General features: G+C 49.5%; 13 protein-coding genes. 2 read left to right on the top strand and 11 right to left on the bottom strand.

The window, feature by feature from the left end; all coding sequences use genetic code 11:
• The 9 genes from ACR0QV_RS07360 to ACR0QV_RS07400 form a co-directional block, all read right to left on the bottom strand.
• On the bottom strand, window positions 1-325 hold a 325-nt coding region (locus ACR0QV_RS07360), incomplete at its 3' end, for a GTP-binding protein (RefSeq protein WP_432635869.1).
• Window positions 326-395: 70 nt separating this feature from the next.
• On the bottom strand, window positions 396-2498 hold the full coding sequence (gene fusA / locus ACR0QV_RS07365) for an elongation factor G (protein WP_432635871.1): 2103 nt from the start codon (window positions 2496-2498) through the stop codon (window positions 396-398).
• Window positions 2499-2512: 14 nt separating this feature from the next.
• Window positions 2513-2992, bottom strand: a complete 480-nt coding sequence (gene rpsG / locus ACR0QV_RS07370) for a 30S ribosomal protein S7 (protein ID WP_177745965.1) — start codon at window positions 2990-2992, stop codon at window positions 2513-2515.
• A gap of 23 nt (window positions 2993-3015) precedes the next feature.
• Window positions 3016-3396 carry a 30S ribosomal protein S12 gene (rpsL, locus tag ACR0QV_RS07375; protein WP_176778129.1) on the bottom strand — a complete coding sequence of 127 codons (381 nt, stop codon included), beginning with the start codon at window positions 3394-3396 and terminating at the stop codon, window positions 3016-3018.
• Between the two features lie 2 nt (window positions 3397-3398).
• Window positions 3399-7574: a DNA-directed RNA polymerase subunit beta' gene (gene rpoC / locus ACR0QV_RS07380; RefSeq protein ID WP_432635874.1), complete on the bottom strand. Its 4176-nt coding sequence runs from the start codon at window positions 7572-7574 to the stop codon at window positions 3399-3401.
• A 16-nt stretch (window positions 7575-7590) separates the two neighbouring features.
• Entirely contained in the window at window positions 7591-11448 is a 3858-nt protein-coding gene (rpoB, locus tag ACR0QV_RS07385; RefSeq protein WP_432635876.1) for a DNA-directed RNA polymerase subunit beta, read from the bottom strand.
• Window positions 11449-11590: 142 nt separating this feature from the next.
• Window positions 11591-11974 (bottom strand): 50S ribosomal protein L7/L12, encoded by a 384-nt coding sequence (rplL, locus tag ACR0QV_RS07390; protein WP_428052262.1) that lies wholly within the window; start codon window positions 11972-11974, stop codon window positions 11591-11593.
• A gap of 332 nt (window positions 11975-12306) precedes the next feature.
• The gene (gene rplJ, locus ACR0QV_RS07395; RefSeq protein WP_177745971.1) at window positions 12307-12834 is read right to left on the bottom strand and encodes a 50S ribosomal protein L10; all 528 of its coding nucleotides are present in this window, start codon (window positions 12832-12834) and stop codon (window positions 12307-12309) included.
• A 304-nt stretch (window positions 12835-13138) separates the two neighbouring features.
• Window positions 13139-15103: a hypothetical protein gene (locus ACR0QV_RS07400; protein ID WP_432635878.1), complete on the bottom strand. Its 1965-nt coding sequence runs from the start codon at window positions 15101-15103 to the stop codon at window positions 13139-13141.
• A gap of 103 nt (window positions 15104-15206) precedes the next feature.
• Between ACR0QV_RS07400 and ACR0QV_RS07405 the strand changes: the two genes are divergently transcribed.
• Window positions 15207-15938: a fused DSP-PTPase phosphatase/NAD kinase-like protein gene (locus tag ACR0QV_RS07405; protein ID WP_432635880.1), complete on the top strand. Its 732-nt coding sequence runs from the start codon at window positions 15207-15209 to the stop codon at window positions 15936-15938.
• A 19-nt stretch (window positions 15939-15957) separates the two neighbouring features.
• Complete coding sequence (locus tag ACR0QV_RS07410; protein ID WP_432635882.1) at window positions 15958-16266, top strand: YdeI/OmpD-associated family protein; 309 nt, start codon at window positions 15958-15960, stop codon at window positions 16264-16266.
• 1 nt (window position 16267) lies between these two features.
• Here ACR0QV_RS07410 and ACR0QV_RS07415 read toward each other — a convergent pair whose 3' ends face one another.
• Window positions 16268-16888 carry a LysE family translocator gene (locus ACR0QV_RS07415; RefSeq protein ID WP_432635884.1) on the bottom strand — a complete coding sequence of 207 codons (621 nt, stop codon included), beginning with the start codon at window positions 16886-16888 and terminating at the stop codon, window positions 16268-16270.
• Between the two features lie 78 nt (window positions 16889-16966).
• On the bottom strand, window positions 16967-17584 hold the full coding sequence (locus ACR0QV_RS07420) for a GNAT family N-acetyltransferase (RefSeq protein WP_432635886.1): 618 nt from the start codon (window positions 17582-17584) through the stop codon (window positions 16967-16969).
• Between the last annotated feature and the right edge of the window lie 1187 nt (window positions 17585-18771).

Consider the following 18771-nt stretch of genomic DNA (forward strand, 5'->3'; position numbering starts at 1 on the left):
ATACCACCAAGATAGCGCCGTCCATCTGCGCCGCACCCGTGATCATATTCTTAATATAGTCAGCGTGGCCGGGGCAGTCAATGTGAGCGTAGTGTCTCTTGTCCGTTTCGTATTCTACGTGAGATACCGCTACCGTTACAATCTTGGAAGCGTCGCGGACTACACCGCCCTTCGCAATATCGCTGTAAGCCATCGCTTTGGCTTTGCCTTCTTTGGACAATACTTTCGTGATTGCCGTCGTGAGCGTCGTCTTACCGTGGTCCACGTGTCCAATCGTACCCACGTTCACGTGCGGTTTGCTGCGGGAAAATTTTTCCTTTGCCATTGTTTACACTCCTTATATGAAAGATGCAACCCCTGCGCCCGGGATTTCCGGGCACAGGGGAAAATGGTTATTAAGCGGCCACTTTTTCCGCGGTGCGTTTTTCAATAATCGCTTTTGCGACGTTAGCCGGCACCTCGGCGTAGTGGCTCGGTTCCATAGTGAACGAAGCGCGGCCCTGGGACAGGGAGCGTACGTTCGTGGCGTAACCGAACATTTCGGCGAGCGGTACTTCGGCGCGTACATAGCGTACGTTGCCTCTGACACCCATTTCGCCAATCTGACCGCGGCGGGAACTCAAATCGCCGATGATATCACCCAAGTTGGCTTCCGGAGCCACAACTTCTACCTTCATAATAGGTTCCAGAATAATCGGGTTGGCTTTCTTCGCGCCGTCCTTCAAGGCCATAGAAGCGGCAATCTTAAAGGCCATTTCGGAGGAGTCCACTTCGTGGAACGAACCGTCAAACACGGCCACTTTAATGTCCACCAAGGGATAACCCGCCACAGCACCGGAATCCAGCGCTTCGCGGCAGCCTTTTTCAATAGCCGGGATGTATTCTTTCGGAATACGGCCCTGGGTAATTTCGTTGACAAATTCAAAGCCTTTGCCTTTTTCCTGCGGTTCCAAGCGGAGGAATACGTGCCCGTACTGACCGCGACCACCGGACTGGCGGACGAACTTGGTTTCCTGTTCAACCGTCTTGGTGATGGTTTCGCGATACGCTACTTGCGGCGCGCCAACGTTGGCTTGCACGTTAAATTCGCGTTTCATACGGTCCACAATAATATCCAAGTGGAGTTCGCCCATACCGGAAATAACGGTCTGGCCCGTTTCTTCGTCGGTGCGGACGCGGAACGTCTGGTCTTCTTCGGCCAAGCGCGCCAAGGCGTTGGACATTTTTTCTTCGTCGGCTTTGGATTTCGGTTCCACGGCAATGGAGATTACCGGTTCGGGGAACGTGATGCTTTCCAACACAATCGGGTGTTCGGGGGAGCAAATCGTTTGACCCACGCGGGAGTTTTTAATAGCCACGGTGGCGGCAATTTCGCCGGCGCCGAGTTCTTTTACTTCCTCGCGTTTATCAGCCATCATACGCATCATACGGCCGATACGTTCCGTGGCGTTTTTGCCCGGGAACAAGACCGTATCACCGGCCTTCAAGGTACCGGAATAAATGCGGAAGAAACTGAGTTTACCCACGAAGGGGTCCGTCTGAACTTTAAAGATAAGACCGCAGAAAGGTTCTTTGTTGTCCGCTTTGCGGTGTACTTCTTCGCCCGTATCGGGGTTGGTTCCTTTGACCGGCGGAACGTCCACAGGAGAGGGTAGATAATCGTTCACGCAGTCCAAAAGCGGCTGTACGCCTTTGTTTTTGTAGGAAGAACCGCAGATAACCGGGAAGAATTTACCCGTAAGCGTACCTTTGCGGATGGCTTTTTTGATTTCTTCAACCGTAAAGTCCGTTTCGCCGTTTAAGTAACGTTCCATAAGGTCTTCGTCAAAGTCGGCGAGTTTTTCAATCATTTCCGTATGGGCTTTTTTGGCGGCATCCACGAGGTCAGCCGGGATTTCCACTTCGTTAAAAGTGGCTCCGTTATGGTCGCCGTCCCAAATGATACCTTTCATCTTTACCAAGTCCACGATGCCGACGAATTTATCTTCGGCGCCGATAGGCAACTGAATCGGGCAGGCGTTACCGCCCAATTTTTCCTTAATGGAGTTGGCAGAGCGGATAAAGTCCGCGCCGATGCGGTCCATTTTGTTAATGTAAGCAATACGGGGAACGTGGTATTTATCGGCCTGGCGCCATACCGTTTCGGACTGGGGTTCTACACCCTGTACACCGTCAAAGCAGCAAACGGCGCCGTCCAACACACGCAAGGAGCGTTCCACCTCGGCCGTGAAGTCCACGTGGCCGGGGGTGTCAATGATGTTGAGTTGGCAGTCCTTCCACACACAGTAAATAGCGGCGGAGGTAATGGTGATGCCTCTTTCTCTTTCCTGTTCCATCCAGTCGGTTACGGAAGCACCATCGTGCGTTTCGCCGATTTTGTGCACTTTACCCGTATAGTACAGGATGCGTTCGGAAGTGGTCGTCTTGCCCGCGTCAATGTGGGCAATAATACCAATGTTTCTGATTTTATCAATCGGATAGGTTTTGAATTCAGCCATAACTTAATTCCAAATTACCATTTAAAGTGAGCGAAAGCGCGGTTGGCTTCGGCCATTTTATGCACGTCTTCGCGTTTTTTGAAAGCGGTGCCTTCTTTTTTAGCGCCCAACATAATTTCTTCGGCCAATTTTTCAGCCATCGGGCGGCCTTTGCGGCTCTGCGCGGCGCCGATGAGCCATCTCATAGCCAAGGAGGTGCTGCGCAAGGGTTTTACTTCGGTCGGTACCTGATAGTTGGCACCACCCACGCGGCGGGCTTTCACTTCCACGAGCGGGCGGACGTTTTCAATACATTTATTGAAAACATCAAGCGCGTTTTCTTTGGTTTTTTCGGCAATGATAGCCATCGCATCGTCCAACAAGCGTTCGGCGGTGGAGGTTTTGCCTGCAAAATTCAATTTGTTAATGAACCGGGACACGAGCACGGAATTATATTTATAATCCGGCGCGGGCTGCGGTCTTCTGTCTCTGGGTCTTAAACCTTTTCTCGGCATATTCTTTATTCAACTCCTAAAAATTATTTACCGGCTTTGGGTCTCTTTACACCGTAAAGAGAGCGGCCTTGTTTTCTGTTTTCCACGCCAGAAGCATCCAGCGCGCCGCGGATGATGTGATAGCGCACACCCGGCAAGTCTTTCACACGGCCACCGCGCACGAGCACGATGGAGTGTTCTTGGAGGTTATGTCCCACACCGGGAATATAAGCGGTTACTTCCACCTTGGAAGTAAGTTTTACACGGGCCACCTTTCTCAAAGCAGAGTTCGGTTTTTTAGGGGTCGTGGTATAAACACGGGTGCAAACGCCTCTTCTCTGGGGGCAGGCTTGCAACGCCGGGGATTTCGTTCTGTGAATTTCTTTCGCCCGTCCGTATTTCACTAATTGATTTACTGTCGGCATTATTACTTCTCTCCTGTTTCTTTGCGTTTTTGTTCAAACTCTTGGGCAATTTGTCTGGCGGAAATACCTGTACCCGCCGGAATCAAATGGCCTACGATTACGTTTTCTTTCAGGCCTTGCAATTCGTCCACCTGGCCCGTAATAGCCGCGTCCGTAAGGACTTTCGTCGTCTCTTGGAACGAGGCCGCGGAAATAAACGATTCGGAAGCGAGGGACGCTTTGCTGATACCAAGCAAAATGGTTTCAGCGTCGGCTAAGCGTTTGCCTTCGGCCTTCATCTTGGCGTTTTCTCTAAGCCAACTTGCGCGGCTTAAAATTTCGCCTTTGAGGAAGTGGGTGTCGCCCGCATCCAGAATTTTCACGTTCCCCAACATCTGACGGACAATAACCTCAATATGTCTGTCGTTAATTGTAACGCCCTGCAAGCGGTACACTTCTTGGATGGCGTTTAACAGGAACTCTTGCGCTTCTTTTTCGCCCTTCACGCGCAGCACGTCGTGAGGGTCAATGGCGCCGTCGGTAAGGGCTTCGCCCACGCCAACGTGATCGCCTTCATATACTACGAGGTGTTTGCCTTGCGGGATGCTGTACTGCTTGACCTGGTTGGTCTCTTCGTTCCGCACGACAACCTCAATCAAACCTTTGGGAGATGTTTCCAGGCTCACGATACCCTCAAACTCGGAAATAATTGCCGGGTTGCGGGGGCGTCTGGCTTCAAACAACTCCGCGATTCTGGGCAAACCGCCAGTGATATCTTTGGTACCGCCCGCTTCGCGCCCGATTTTGGCAAGCACGTCGCCGGGTTCCACTTCTTCACCGTTTTCCACCATCAGGATTGTATCAATAGGCAACGGCAAGTTTACTTTCTTGTCTTTGCCTTCAATGCTGATGCGCGGGTTCTTTTTGCCCATACGGCTCGCGGTAATTTTGCGTTCAATTACGCCGGTTACTTTGTTGCGTTCTTCCTGCAAAGTAATACCTTCAATTACGTCGGTCAACTTTACAGTACCGTTCGCTTCGGCCAGCACCGGGATAGAGTGCGGGTCCCATTCCGCGAGCAAAGAACCTTTCTTCACGGTCGCTTTATCCGTGGTGTACACGGAAGCACCGTACTGAATCTTGTATTCTTTTATTGTACCATTTCCGGCCTCAACAAAGATAGAGCCGTTTCTGGAAATACAAATTTTATTATCGTAACGGTTCGTAATAACCTTCATATCTTTAAAGGTTACTTTACCGTCAATTTCGGCAACCGCCTGGCTGCGGGACAATACACGGGAAGCCGTACCACCGATGTGGAACGTACGCAACGTCAACTGCGTACCAGGTTCGCCGATGGACTGGGCGGCAATAATACCCACCGAGTCGCCGGGGTTGCTCTTGGCAGAGGTGGCCAACTGCAAGCCGTAGCATTTGGAGCATACGCCAAACGGGGCTTCGCAGGTCAGCACGGAGCGGATGCGTACGGATTCCACGCCATACTTTTTGACCAATTTGCTCTGTTCCAAGGTAATCAAATCGCCTTCTTTGATGATGGTCTTTTCTTCTTCGGTGCCGTCGGCGCGTTTTACCTTCACCACGACATCTTCCAAACTGGTGCGGCCCAAAATACGTTCTTCAATGGGTTCCACCATTTCTTCACCGCTCATCAAGGATTTAACCACAATCCCGTTATGGGTGCCGCAGTCTTCTTCCGTTACCACTACGTTGTGGGCAACGTCCACCAAGCGGCGGGTTAAATAACCGGCGTCGGCAGTCTTCAAAGCCGTATCGGACAAACCTTTACGACCACCGTGCGTGGAAATAAAGTATTCCAACACGGACAAGCCTTCGCGGAAGTTGGCGGTAATCGGGTTTTCAATAATTTCGCCCTGACCACCGGTCAGTTTCTTCTGCGGTTTAGCCATCAAACCGCGCATACCGGCCAACTGGCGGACCTGCTGGCGGGAACCGCGGGCGCCGGAGTCAGCCATCAAATAGACGGCGTTAAAGCGCTGGCCGCTGTGTTCCTTATTGGTCGGATCGTATTTGCCTTCTTCAAACTTCTTCATTTCTTTGAAGAGTTCGTTGGCTACGTCGTCCGTAACGCGGGTCCAGATATCAATAACTTTGTTATAACGTTCGCCTTCCGTGATGATACCGGCTTCGGCCTGGGCCTGAATTTCTTTGACCTTTTTCTTGGCTTCGTCAATGTATTTCTGCTTGGCGGACGGAATCGTCATATCCGCAATGGAGATGGACAAGCCGGATAAGGTGGCATAGTGATAACCCATCTTCATAATCTTATCCAAGAGTTGTACGGCTTCGTAGCGGCCATACTTTTTGCTCTTGTAGCACTCATCAACCAAAGCGGCCAATTCTTTTTTGCCGACCGTTTTGTTAATATATTCCCAACCTTTCGGCATAGCCTGGTTGAAAATAATGCGGCCCACGGAGGTAAAATCTTTCCATTTGGAGGCGTCTTTTTCGTCTTTGCCGTCCAAACCGGGTTCCGGGATAGCGTTAATACCGCGCACTTTGATTTTGGCGTGGTAAGAAAGTTTGCCGTATTCCAAAGCGACCAAGGCATCTTCCTTGCTGCCGAAGATAGAACCTTCGCCGATGTCGCCGTCTTTAATTTTGGTCAAGAAACTTACGCCCAAGACCATATCGTGGGACGGAGCGGCAATCGGTTTACCGGACGCCGGGGACAAAATGTTGTTAGAAGCCAACATCAAGGTTCTGGCTTCCATTTGCGCTTCCAAAGAAAGCGGCACGTGTACGGCCATCTGGTCACCGTCGAAGTCAGCGTTGAAGGCGGCGCAGGTAAGCGGGTGCAACTGGATGGCTTTACCTTCAATCAATACCGGTTCAAACGCCTGAATACCCAAGCGGTGCAAGGTAGGAGCACGGTTTAACATCACCGGGTGGCTCTTGGTTACCTTTTCCAAAATATCCCAAATTTCGGGGCGGACTCTTTCCAACATCTTTTTGGCGGATTTAAGCGTTACGCCTTCTTTTTTCATCAATTCGCCGATGATAAAGGGTTTGAAGAGTTCCAACGCCATCAATTTCGGCAAACCGCACTGGTGGATCTTCAAGTTCGGGCCGACGACAATAACGGAGCGGCCGGAATAGTCCACACGTTTACCGAGCAAGTTTTGGCGGAAGCGGCCGTGTTTACCTTTAATGCTGTCGGACAGAGATTTAAGAGGTCTGCCGCCGGGGCCGATAAACACTTTACCGCGGGCACCGTTTTCAATAAGCGCGTCCACCGCTTCCTGCAAGAGGCGCTTTTCGTTGTAAATCATTACTTCCGGCGCGCGCAGGGATTCAATGTGTTTCAAGCGGTTGTTGCGGTTAATAATACGACGATACAAATCGTTCAAGTCGGAAGCCGCAAAACGGCCGCCGTCAAGCGGAACGAGCGGGCGCAAATCCGGCGGGATGACGGGCAGTACGCTCAAAATCATCCACTCGGGGCGGTTGCCGCTTTCCTTAAACTCTTCCATCGTTTTAATGCGGCGGATGAGTTTGGTGCGTTCCATTTCGCTCTGCGTGTTCTTTAATTGTTCGTGCAAAGCGGGAATTTCTTTATCAAAATCAATGCCTTCCAGCAAGGTTTTAATAGCCGGGGCGCCGATATCCACTTTCAAGCGGGAACCGTGTTTTTTGCGGGCTTCGCGCACCTGTACATCGGAAAGCAAGGTGCCTTTTTTGAAGTCCACGCGGCCCGTTACGCTGTCAATGCAGTCTTCAATAACCACATACGCGGCGTAATAAACCACACGTTCCAAATCGCTCGTGCGCATATCCAGCATAATACCGATGCGGGAGGGGTTCTTTCTCAAAAACCAGACGTGCGCCACCGGTACGGCCAATTCAATATGGCCCATACGTTCGCGGCGGACTTTGCTTTCGGTAATTTCCACACCGCAGCGGTCGCACTTAATCCCTTTAAATTTTACCCAGCGGTATTTGCCGCAGGCGCATTCGTAGTCCTTGGTGGGGCCGAAAATGCGTTCGCAGAACAGACCGTCGCGCTCCGGTTTCAAGGTGCGGTAGTTAATGGTTTCGGGTTTTTTGACTTCGCCGAAAGACCAAGCCAAAATCTGTTCCGGACTGGCGATACCGAGTTTAATGGCATCAAAGTCAAAGAAGTTCAGTTCGTTTAATTTTTTAACTTTTTTCGTTTGCATTGTTCAAATCCCCGGCTTATTTAGCGGCTCCTTCTTCTTGTGCAGGAGCGGCAGGGGCCTCTTCCTTTTTATCGGAAGAGGCGTCCGGCGTTTCGCCGTTTTCAACGTTTTTAAGAAGTTCTACACTTAACCCTAACGCTTGGAGTTCTTTAATTAATACCTTAAAGGATTCCGGCACGCCGGGCTGGGTGGGCGCTTCGCCTTTGACAATGGATTCATACATCTTCGTGCGGCCGACAAAGTCGTCGGATTTCACGGTTAAGAATTCTTGCAAGGTGTAAGTGGCGCCATAACCTTCCATAGCCCACACTTCCATTTCACCGAAGCGCTGACCGCCGAACTGGGCTTTACCGCCCAAGGGCTGACGCGTGATCAAACTGTACGGCCCGGTGGAGCGGGAGTGAACCTTGTCTTCCACCAAGTGGATCAGTTTCATCATATACATATAACCAATGGTTACTTTTTCTTCAAAAGGTTCGCCGGTTCTGCCATCGTAGAGCGTAATGCGGCAGTAATCGTCCGGCAGGTATTTGGCGGCATATTCTTCGCGCGCTTTGCCGGTAAGACCTTTATCGTCCAAAATCTTTTCTTTGGCTTTGCGTACTTCGTTCACTACGTCCGCTTCGCTCGGGCCGTCAAAGACCGGGGTGGCGGCGTTGTAGTGCAGGTAGTGCGCGGCCCAGCCGAGCATCGTTTCCAGCAACTGGCCGACGTTCATACGGGAAGGAATACCCAACGGGGAAAGCACAATGTCAAGCGGGGTGCCATCCGGCAAGAACGGCATATCTTCTTCCGGCAAGATACGCGCCACCACACCTTTGTTACCGTGGCGACCAGACATTTTATCACCCACGTGGAGTTTGCGTTTGGAAGCGATATACACTTTAACGGATTTGTTCACCGTAACGGCGAGTTCATCGCCTTGTTTGGAGAACTCAATTTCGCGTTCGTAGTGTTCCACCGCTTTCTTTTCCATTAACTTGTACAACGCATTAATGCGGGCTTCTTCCTCTTTCAGCGCGGCTTCCTTCTTAATGGTTTCTTTGGCATTGGCCAAAGCGCGTTTGCGTTGTTCCTTTAAGAGGGTCAGCGTAGCGTCTTTTTCGTTTTCCAGCGCGGTCAAGCGGGCTTTTTCTTCGGCTTTCGTCAGTTTTTCTTTGCGTACGAAAACGCGGGTGCCCAAAATTTTGCCGCTGGTGCCGGGCGGTACGCGCAAGGAGGCGTCCACCACGTCGTCGGCTTTTTTACCGAAGATTACTTTGAGCAAGCGTTCTTCGGGGGTTAATTGCTGTTCGCCTTTCGGGGTTACTTTACCGACCAAAATGTCGCCGGGTTCCACCACCGTGGCGGGCAAGACGATACCGTCATTGTCCAAGTGGGACAAGGCTTCCGCACCAATGTTCGGGATATCGCGGGTGATTTCTTCCGCGCCCAATTTGGTATTGCGGGCATCCACCGTAAATTCGTGCAAGTGGATAGAGGTAAACACATCGTCCTTTACCAAGCGGGAAGATACCAAGATGGCGTCTTCGTAGTTGTACCCTTCCCAGCACATAAAGCCTACGAGCATATTGCGGCCCAAGGCGAGGTAGCCGTTGTCCATAGACGGACCGTCGGCGATTACCTGGCGGGCTTTGACATTATCGCCCGATTTGACAATCGGATGCTGGTTAATGCAGGTATCTTGGTTGGAGCGTTTGTACTTCAAAAGTTCATATACATCACAGGAACCGTCTTTGGCTTCAATGATGATTTTGGAAGCGTCGGCGAACTGGACGCGTCCGTCGCGGCGGGCCACAACGGCGGTACCGGAGTCGCGGGCGACTTCGTGTTCAATACCGGTACCCACATACGGGGCTTCCGGCATAAGGAGCGGCACACCCTGGCGCTGCATGTTACAACCCATCAAGGCACGGTTGGCGTCGTCGTGTTCCAAGAACGGAATAAGCGCGGCGGACACGCTGATAACCTGCAACGGGGAAACGTCCATATAGTCCACCTGTTTCGGTTCCACATACGGATAATCCGCGCGGACACGGCAGGCGACTCTGTCGGTTTCAATTTTGCCGTCTTTGCCCAAGGGCGTATTGGCCTGGGCTACAAATTTATCGTCTTCGGCGTCGGCGGTTAATTCTTCCACCTGGCTGGTTACTTTACCGTTTACTACTTTGCGGTACGGGGTTTCAATCAAACCGTACTTGTTTACGCGGGAGTAGCAGGCCAAAGAGGTAATCAAACCGATGTTCGGACCTTCCGGGGTTTCAATCGGGCAGACACGGCCATAGTGCGTATAGTGTACGTCGCGCACTTCAAAGCCGGCGCGTTTTCTGTTCAAACCACCGGGACCCAAAGCGGACAAACGGCGCTTGTGCGTCAATTCGCCCAGCGGGTTAATCTGGTCCATAAACTGGGAAAGTTGGGACGTACCGAAGAATTTGCGGACAATCGCCTGCACGGGCTGCGCGTTTACAAGCGCGCGGGGCGTGAAGGAGGTAAGTTCGCGGTTCATACGGTCGCGGGCGGTCTTAGCCATTTGGGAAAGACCGATGCGGATTTGGTTTTCTAAGAGTTCACCAATACCGCGCACGCGGCGATTGCCCAAGTGGTCAATATCGTCAATCTTAAAGGAAAAGTCCGGGCCGTATTCTTTCTGCACGTCTTCGCCGGCGTTCAACGCGAGCAGATATTTAACCGTAACAATAATGTCTTCGGGAGACAAGGTGCGGCGGTTATCTTTCGGCGTGGTGAACTTTTTGAATTTGAATTTGCTAATCAAATCAAACATATTGGCAAACTTTTTGTTGATTTTATAGCGGCCGACAAAACTCAAATCATAACGGCGGATGTTATCAAAAATTAAGTTGTTCAGGAAGGTTTCCGCCTGTTCTTTTACGACGAAATCCTGCCCGCGCATCTTTTTGTAGATTTCAGCCTGCGCTTCGGCAGCCGTGCGGATAGAATCCTTGCGGTGCTCCAAGGTGGCCAAAATACCGGGGTCATCCTGGCGGGGTTTACCGCTGATGACTTTAATGGTTTTAACTTTCTTTTCAATTAAGGTTTTGAAAAGTTTATCGTCAATAGGCAAGGCGGCTTTATCGTCCAGGTTCCACAGCACTTCGCCGGTGGCCGGATCATAAATATCGTCCGCGGCGTAGCGGCCGATGACGCCTTCAATATTGGAAGCCTTGACCTCAATATCTTCGCATTTATAGAAAGTCTGGATGATTTGTGCGTTGGTTTCCAGGCCGCAAGCGCGAAGGAACGTGGAGGCCAGCACTTTTTTCTTTCTATCAATGCGGACCCACAGCGCGTTCATAAGGTCAAACGAAAATTCAATCCACGCGCCGCGGTACGGGATAATGCGGGCCACGTACAAGCGTTTACCAAAGGTGGACTGTTTCTTTTCTTCGTCTTCTTCAAAAATAATACCCGGGGAGCGGTGCATCTGGCTGACAACCACGCGTTCAGCGCCGTTGAAGACAAAGCAGCCGGCATCGGTCATTAAGGGCAAATCACAAAGGGTCACGTCCTGGTCGGACGCTTCTTTCATTTTTCCGTTTTTCTGCTTGACGTACAAGCGCATCATAGCCTTTAACGGAGCGGAATAGGTACTGTCGCGCACGGCGGCTTCCGCCGGAGTGGCGTAACGGGGCGAGCCCAGTTCGTACTTCAAAAATTCAAGTCTCATACTCCCATCGGGAGCTTCAATAGGGAAAACGTCTTCAAAAGCGGCTTGCAAGCCTTTCAATTCCCGCTTGGCGGGAGGGACATCTAATTGCAAAAAGTCCACAAAGGACTGTTTTTGCATGTCCAGCAAATCGGGTAAGGGAAGTTTGGTGGAAATTTTGCCGAAATTTGTTTGTTTTTCAATCATTTCTTTTCTTCCTGCTATTTGTTAGCGGACGGACGGGGCCGCAACGCACTCGGCTGTCGGTCCGCCGTTATACCCCGTATAGGGTACGTAATCCCACCCCCGCTAAAATGCGAGGGGTGGGATTAATAATTCGTTGGTTGAACTATTTGAGTTCTACGGTGCCGCCGGCTTCGGTGATTTTCTTTTTGAGTTCTTCAGCTTCGGCTTTGGCAACGTTTTCTTTTACGGCTTTCGGGGCGCCTTCAACCAAGTCTTTGGCTTCTTTCAAGCCCAAGCCGGTGATTTCGCGCACTACTTTGATGACGGAGATTTTCTTAGCAGCGTCAACAGCGGTCAACACAACGTTGAATTCGTCTTTTTCTTCAGCGGCGGCAGCGGCAGCAGGAGCGGCAGCGGCAACAGCCACGGCCGGAGCAGCGGCTTTCACGCCGAATTTTTCTTCAATAGCTTTCACGAGTTCGGAGAGTTCCAGAACGGTGAGTTCAGCAATAGCGTTTACTAATTCTTCTTTGGTCAATTTAGCCATTTTATTTTTTCCTTGTTTCTTATAGAGTAGCTGCCTTCTGCCTAAACCGGGTTTAGGCCCGTGCATTTATCCTTTCGGGCTACTACCGCACTTGGCGGGTTTAGATTTTACCTTCTGAGAAAACAACTGGCGTAACGAACGGTTATTCCGCTCGCACCATTTCGTATTTTGGGGCGGATTTCCATTTTTTTGCTCCTTACATAATTTCCACTATGCTGCGTCGCAAAGAAAATGAAAATCACGCCTGCCAAAATCCAAAATCGCTTCCGTAACGCTTTCGCGCCCAAAAGCACCACCCGTTTTCCGCGCGCCAGACGTCGGCGCGTACGTTACTATTTGCCTTGTTGTTTGTCTTCCAAGGCTTTGATAACGTAGGCAAAATCCCGTATCGGAGCTTGCAACACTTGCGCAGACTGGGCGACCGCGTTGTACAACGCACCGGCCAACTTGGACAGGTTTTCTTCTTTGGTACCAATGGTAGCCAACTGTTTAACCTGGTCTTCGTTGTACCAGACGCCATCAGAATAGCAAGCGCGAAGCTTCAAAGCCGTAAACTTTTTCTGAAAGTCCACCAACGTTTTGGCGACGGCGGCAATGTCTCCGCCTACCGCAATAGCCGTCGGGCCCTGAAAGAGTTTCTCATCAGCGCCTTCAATGTTGGCTTGGCGAATAGCGTGATCTACGATAGCGTTGCGTTCCACGCGGAATTTTGCTCCGGCGGGCGCTAATTGCTTGCGCAGTTCAGCCATATCCACGAACTTCAAGCCTTGGTAGGCCGTGAAGAACAGGGTGCCACTAGCGGTAATTTCAGAAGCTAAGTCTTGCGACTTTTGTTTCTTTTGGTCTTTTGTCAGGTTCATTTTATTGCCTGTTTTAATAACGGAACCAGCCTTATTTTCCGCGCCTAAAAAACATTTTTTTAGGCAGAGAAAACGACAGCCACAAACTCCCTTCCCTTCGTTTTACCGTCGGAGGAGTTATGGTTCTCGTTAAAAATCGGGTTAAATACTTCTATTATATTTTATCAATAAAAGCCGCCAAATGCAATCCTTTTTGCAAACGTTTTATCCGCGGCTCTTGTAATTATTATACCAAAAATTTAAGGAAATTTCTATGTTTTCCCGCTTCATTTTTTGGCACGGTTTACGGGCCTTTCACAACCGCTTATAACTTATATACTGCCGGGCCCTCGTTTTGCATATCTTGCGTATCCGGGCACCATTTGGTGGCTTTTAGCGGGTTATCCGCCGGATAAAAGTCCGTTGGCTCATTAGCACATATTTTGGGGGCTCCGGTCCAAACTGTGTCCCTTTCCAATATCATTTCCTGCCATTTTGCCGGGTTGCCCGTTTTAAAGACTTTTATCCTATTGGCCTTAAAAAGATCTTCATTTAAAAGCAAAGTGTTTACATCTAGCCAAGAACTGTATAAAGCCCCTACAAATTTCTTTATCTTATCAGTCCGATAGTCGTTCCCATACTCCACCCCGGCTTGTTGCATAAAGTCCATCATTCCACTCCCGATTTTTTCCCAATCGGCGTTTTCCACCCCTTTGCCAATTAAAGACAGTAAAGACATCACATACGTATTCTTTCTTAAATACTTATCGTCCAGGTCATTGCCCATTAATTTGATGACCGATTTTAAATAAGTATCGTATTCGGAATATTTTGAATTGCTTGTCCAAGATACATCTACCGTGTCGTCTTGCGTGTCCTTGGTTACTATAAAAATAGAAGAACTGCCCGTCTCTTTTCGGGGGGCAACGCCCAAACCTAAACTCATTATATCCCCCGGTCTCCACACCAAATATAATTTAGAATCCCCCACTAGGGCGGATACTTCAACATTACTGTGGTCTATAACGCTATACCAAGGGTCTTTCCAATATACATAGTCCCAGTCCGGCAGAAAAATCAGCGTAAATACACTAACAAACCCTTTGTTTTGGGTATCTTCCACCCAAGCGCTTACAGATATAGGTGTATAGTATAGATGCCCCTCTGTTCCACCGTCAGTAACCAGTAGCGTTCCGTCTGTCTGAGGGGTTCCTTTATGCAGATCTTCATAGTAAGGAATCCACGGCAAGGTAATCGGCGCGTACACTGCCATATCCTCTTTGCGGCTATACAACTTTTCGCCCGCTTCGTTATAAAAATACACATAGGGCGGGACTACAAAGGGCGGGCGGTTTAATTGGCGGGAACTAGCGTATCGTATATTTTCCTGGCGGCACAGGGTTTTCCAGCCCTTTTTCCCGCCACGGGAGTGATCACTGACAAAGTCCAGTAAATTAATCATCCCGTCCGCATCCGTGCAAGAGAAATAAGCATAGTCTTGTGTATCCACACCATTTTGCATAATGCTGGGCCAATAGCCGGATAAACCGTATTCCAAACTATCGTATTCCTCCTCCGTAATAGGATATTGGTCAGCAAAGCCCAACAGGTGCCCCATTTCGTGGAACAAGGTATCCACCTCGCTAAACGGCACAAAGAGGGCATTGACTGAACTTGTCGTATAAACAGCCGTAACATCGCCATCTATGGCTAACGACTGCCCCACGGCTTCCCAGGAAATATACCGCCCCGGCAAATTATGGGCTCTTTCCTGCTCCGTATTCGCACCATAGGAATAAAAACTGTCTTGCACTTCCTTACTATAATTCTCCATATCCTCCCGCACCGCAGGCGAACAATGCGCGGGGTACATTTCCAAGTACCGGGGCAAATTGGCTACCGCCACCGGGCGGGCCAGGTCCTGCCAAGGGGCCTTTTCAAAATTCGCGCAGGACAAATAGGGCCGCATTTCAAACTTCCACGGCGTTTTAAGTGTTTTTACCACATCCTTAAATTCTTTTTCGCGTTTGGCTTCGCGCAGTTCCTGCAAGGTGTAAATACGCCAACTGTTAAAGGAGCGCACAAAAATATCGTCCAGTTGTTCCAAGTTCCACGGGCCCCTAATATGCACAAAATAAGGCAACGTTTCCCCGCGCACCAGACGGGTAACCAAAGGCACTTTGCCTTTGTCATTTGTACTGTTTACAAAGTAATCCATAAACCGCCAGCAAAAACCAGGCAAGGATAAAAATAAGAACGACAGCAAAACTATCATTTTTCTAAATAACATAAAATTTCCCCTTTTGATAGTTTTATTATAGCAAATAGGGCCCAGAAGAGTTATAGGTCTTTATGCCCTTGTGCGCGCCGTTTAATACAGGTATAGTATAGATATGCGGTTTTGGTATCTTTTACTTATTTTTATTTTTTCCTTATGCGGGGCCACGGATGCGCAGGCCCAGCGGCGGGCGCTTTTCCCCAAAAAGCCGATCCGTGTGCAGGTATATGTCCCAAAAGTAAAAACGCACACCATCCACCCGCTTAATGTGCAAGTGCCCAAGGTTCAGTTGCCCGCGGTGCTTGCCCCACAATACCGCGCCGATCTGGAACACCAATTAGTAACCCAAGCCTTACAGGCCCAACCACTCCGCGCGGCGAAAATCCTTTCCAACCCCGGCTTGCCAAATGCATATCAGGTATCCCCGTGGCTCTACCGCGGCGGACAACCTACCCGCCAAGGGTATGAGGAACTGGTAAAAATGGGCATCAAAACCGTCATCAATTTGCGCGTTACCCCGCAAGATAAAAAACTGATAGCCGGCCTGCCGCTTACAGTGTATCAGGTGCCGATAAATCCCGTTATGCTAAATACGGACGGTGTGGATGAAGTATTAAAATTACTCTCCGACCCTGCCAATTATCCTATTTACATCCATTGCCGATACGGCTCCGACCGTACGGGCACAATGGTAGCCCTCTACCGTATGGCGGTGGAAGACTGGCCGCGCGAGCACGCCATACAGGAAATGACTTCCCCGCATTTTGGGTTTCATAAAGTATTTACCAATTTACTGCGCTACATACAGCAAGTCAAACTGAAAAAACCGTCCCTTCCGGCTCGTTGACACCACAAAAAGCAAGAAAATGGACTGCAATAACTTATTAACCGCTAAAAACAGGGCTGAATTTCGCGCGTGGCTCATGCAACATAGCGCGCGGGAAAAGGACTGCTGGGTATGCGTAAAGCGCGTCCGCCCGACAGACGAAAAGACCTTTTGGTATTTAGACGCGGTAGAGGAAGCGCTCTGCTTCGGCTGGCTAGACAGCACCGTTAAAAGACTGCCGGACGGACGCACCGCCCGGACCTTTTTAAAAGCAGGCTGGAAAAATTTTTGTAAAACACCAAGGCAGGCCTGTTGTACGGGGATTGGAACGACAACGGACGGCTATTAGACTAACCGAGCAAAATCCACCCGGCTATGCCCCAAAACAGGACTGCCGTAACCCACGCAAACGGGCGGGACGCAGAATACCGCGCAATACGAAAGCGTTTATTCAGCCACCCGCCAAATAAACTAATTAGGCCAAAAACTACCAGGCTTACCATAGCAAAACCGAGCCCCAATTCCACCAACTGCCAGCCGATGTGTTGGCTTTCCGCAGGCACAAAGCCCGGCAAAAACGAGAGGAAGAAGATTATCACTTTGGGGTTTAATAAATTCATAATAATCCCGCGGCGGTAAAATTTACTAAAAGAAACAGGTCCTTGGGGGTTTTCTTGCGGGGCCTTGGCGGACGGGGTGGGAACGGCGCGCAAGGCACTTATTCCCAAAAACACCAAGTAGAGCGCGCCCAAACTTTTAATTACCTTAAAAAGCACGGGCGAGGCGGCCACCAGCGCGGCTACCCCCAGCGCCACCGCCGCCGTATGCACAAAAAGCCCGCTAAAAAGCCCCAAACTGACCGCAATCGCCGTGCGGAAACCGCGCGTAACACTCTGCGCCAATACAAACAAAATGTCCGGCCCCGGTAACAAGGCCAGACAAAACGAAACAAATAAAAATTCAATACCCATATTGATATTTTAACATTTCCCGCAGAGCCAAGGGTTTTACTCTATAAAGGCCCCGCACTATACGGCGGGGCCTGGATACTAGAATAACTGACCGGGCAATTTTAGTTTTTCTTTGGGCGGAAAGTTTTTATCAAACCTTTCGGCCTTATCCGGATCCACTAAATACACGGACGGCGGAGCATATTCCCCCGTAATCCCTTGTAGGTATCCCGGGCATAGTTCCTTACACAAAAAGAAGGAATCGTCCGCCCCGGCAGGCAAGCCGTGATAGCGAAGCCCGAACTTACGGGCAAAAGCAAATCCGCTCTTGCCGTAAAAGCCGATATTTCCTTCCAAACATACCGCGCCATAGCCCAAGGTTTTGGCTTTTTCTAGCGAATAATCCAGCAATTTTTTGCCATAGCCTTTGCCTTGGTAAGCAGGGGCAATACAAATAGGCCCCATTGCGAGTATCGGGATATTTGTCCCGTCATCCGCCTGCATCCGGGCGCGGACAAATGCGTTTTGCCCGATAATCTGCCCGTTCTGCTCCAAAACCAAGTTTAACTCGGGCACAAAGGCAGGGTCTGTACGCAAACAGTGCAAAACATAATGCTCCAAGCACCCCGGACGATAGACGTTCCAAAAGGCTTCTCTTACTACATTTTCTACGGTATGTTGTTCCTCTTTTTTTTCTAAACGAATTAGACAATTCATAAAATCCTCCTGATAGTTTTTTACGGAATACCAAGAGGTTGTGCAACCTAAGATAACACTAACCTCCCGGTTAGGCTACCCTTTCCAACATATTTAAGTGTTTCAAACAAACGCTCCTTGTTTTGTGTTTATGGGTATTATAGCAAAAAGCCCCAACAACCTGCTGGGGCTCTGTACCACAAAATTTCAATAAATCCCGTTGGTATCATCCCGTAATGCGGTCGGGTCTGTATGCATTTTTATCTAGGGAAAATTGTGAACTTTCCAGTTTTGCGCCAGGCTAGGCAAGTTCGGGGGCTGGCGGAATATTCTCAAAATCTTTATTATGTTCAATAACAAGACTTTTAAATCGGTCAAACGGCATAGGATAACTAGGCTGTCCCACTCTTTGGGCGTGTGGCTTGGATTAATAGGCATTTGCCCTTTGCCCCTTTTTGCTATTTGCTCTTTTACTGCTTCTCTCTCTGATAGTGTAGCACTTTGCGCTGCATTAGCCGTACTTGGTTTTCTTTCAGCCTCTTGGCTCCTACGGCTTGCGGGCGTTTTTGGCTTATCAGGCGTGCCGGGCTGTGCAAACTTTGCGGACTAGACTCCCCCCTCTTTATACGCTTGTAAAATATGTTTCCCGTTAAACTTGCCACTCAAACCTGTTTTGATTTCGCCAGTTTCTCCGTTAATTTTATGTGCCGCCCAGTGTTATTTTCGCCGTTAGGCTTTACCAGCATCTCTTTGTCAGCATTAAATAAAGATACGATTTTTACCGCCGCGTCTTTAATCTTGGAAATATGCTTGATATTCTTTTAGATAAAGTGTATTAAGGAGGGAGGGGCAAGTTGTAAAGGATTTTACTTTAATATTTTCTTCCTTCAAATTTTTTCCCCCCTGGGAAGGACGCGCATCGCCTCAAATGGCACGGCTGTGCGGAGTGGGTAACGCAGGTGTTTTTTGTGGTACAGGCGCAAGTCGTGGAGTGAAGTTGGATAAATACGCCCATATGTTGGGGTTCAAAGGGGTACAAGGTGCTTATTATACTCCTCTATAAGTATGGTTTACTATTCTAATAAGTTCTAATGGGTGGCAGTAAATTATTTTTGTTAAAGTCAAAAAGTCCCTTATTAAGGCAAGTACGGTCTAATAGTCAAAGGTTGTTCTAGGGATAATTTTTTTAAAGACAGACGTGTAGTTTC

It is taken from the genome of Candidatus Avelusimicrobium sp. (assembly GCF_050873505.1).
Lineage (GTDB): Bacteria > Elusimicrobiota > Elusimicrobia > Elusimicrobiales > Elusimicrobiaceae > Avelusimicrobium.

Bases quoted from the DNA above. Each gene is read 5' to 3' on its own strand.
- fusA (WP_432635871.1), bottom strand. From the start codon at position 2,498: ATGGCTGAATTCAAAACCTATCCGATTGATAAAATCAGAAACATTGGT.
- rpsG (WP_177745965.1), bottom strand. From the start codon at position 2,992: ATGCCGAGAAAAGGTTTAAGACCCAGAGACAGAAGACCGCAGCCCGCG.
- rpsL (WP_176778129.1), bottom strand. From the start codon at position 3,396: ATGCCGACAGTAAATCAATTAGTGAAATACGGACGGGCGAAAGAAATT.
- rpoC (WP_432635874.1), bottom strand. From the start codon at position 7,574: ATGCAAACGAAAAAAGTTAAAAAATTAAACGAACTGAACTTCTTTGAC.
- rpoB (WP_432635876.1), bottom strand. From the start codon at position 11,448: ATGATTGAAAAACAAACAAATTTCGGCAAAATTTCCACCAAACTTCCC.
- rplL (WP_428052262.1), bottom strand. From the start codon at position 11,974: ATGGCTAAATTGACCAAAGAAGAATTAGTAAACGCTATTGCTGAACTC.
- rplJ (WP_177745971.1), bottom strand. From the start codon at position 12,834: ATGAACCTGACAAAAGACCAAAAGAAACAAAAGTCGCAAGACTTAGCT.
- ACR0QV_RS07400 (WP_432635878.1), bottom strand. From the start codon at position 15,103: ATGTTATTTAGAAAAATGATAGTTTTGCTGTCGTTCTTATTTTTATCC.
- ACR0QV_RS07405 (WP_432635880.1), top strand. From the start codon at position 15,207: ATGCGGTTTTGGTATCTTTTACTTATTTTTATTTTTTCCTTATGCGGG.
- ACR0QV_RS07410 (WP_432635882.1), top strand. From the start codon at position 15,958: ATGGACTGCAATAACTTATTAACCGCTAAAAACAGGGCTGAATTTCGC.
- ACR0QV_RS07415 (WP_432635884.1), bottom strand. From the start codon at position 16,888: ATGGGTATTGAATTTTTATTTGTTTCGTTTTGTCTGGCCTTGTTACCG.
- ACR0QV_RS07420 (WP_432635886.1), bottom strand. From the start codon at position 17,584: ATGAATTGTCTAATTCGTTTAGAAAAAAAAGAGGAACAACATACCGTA.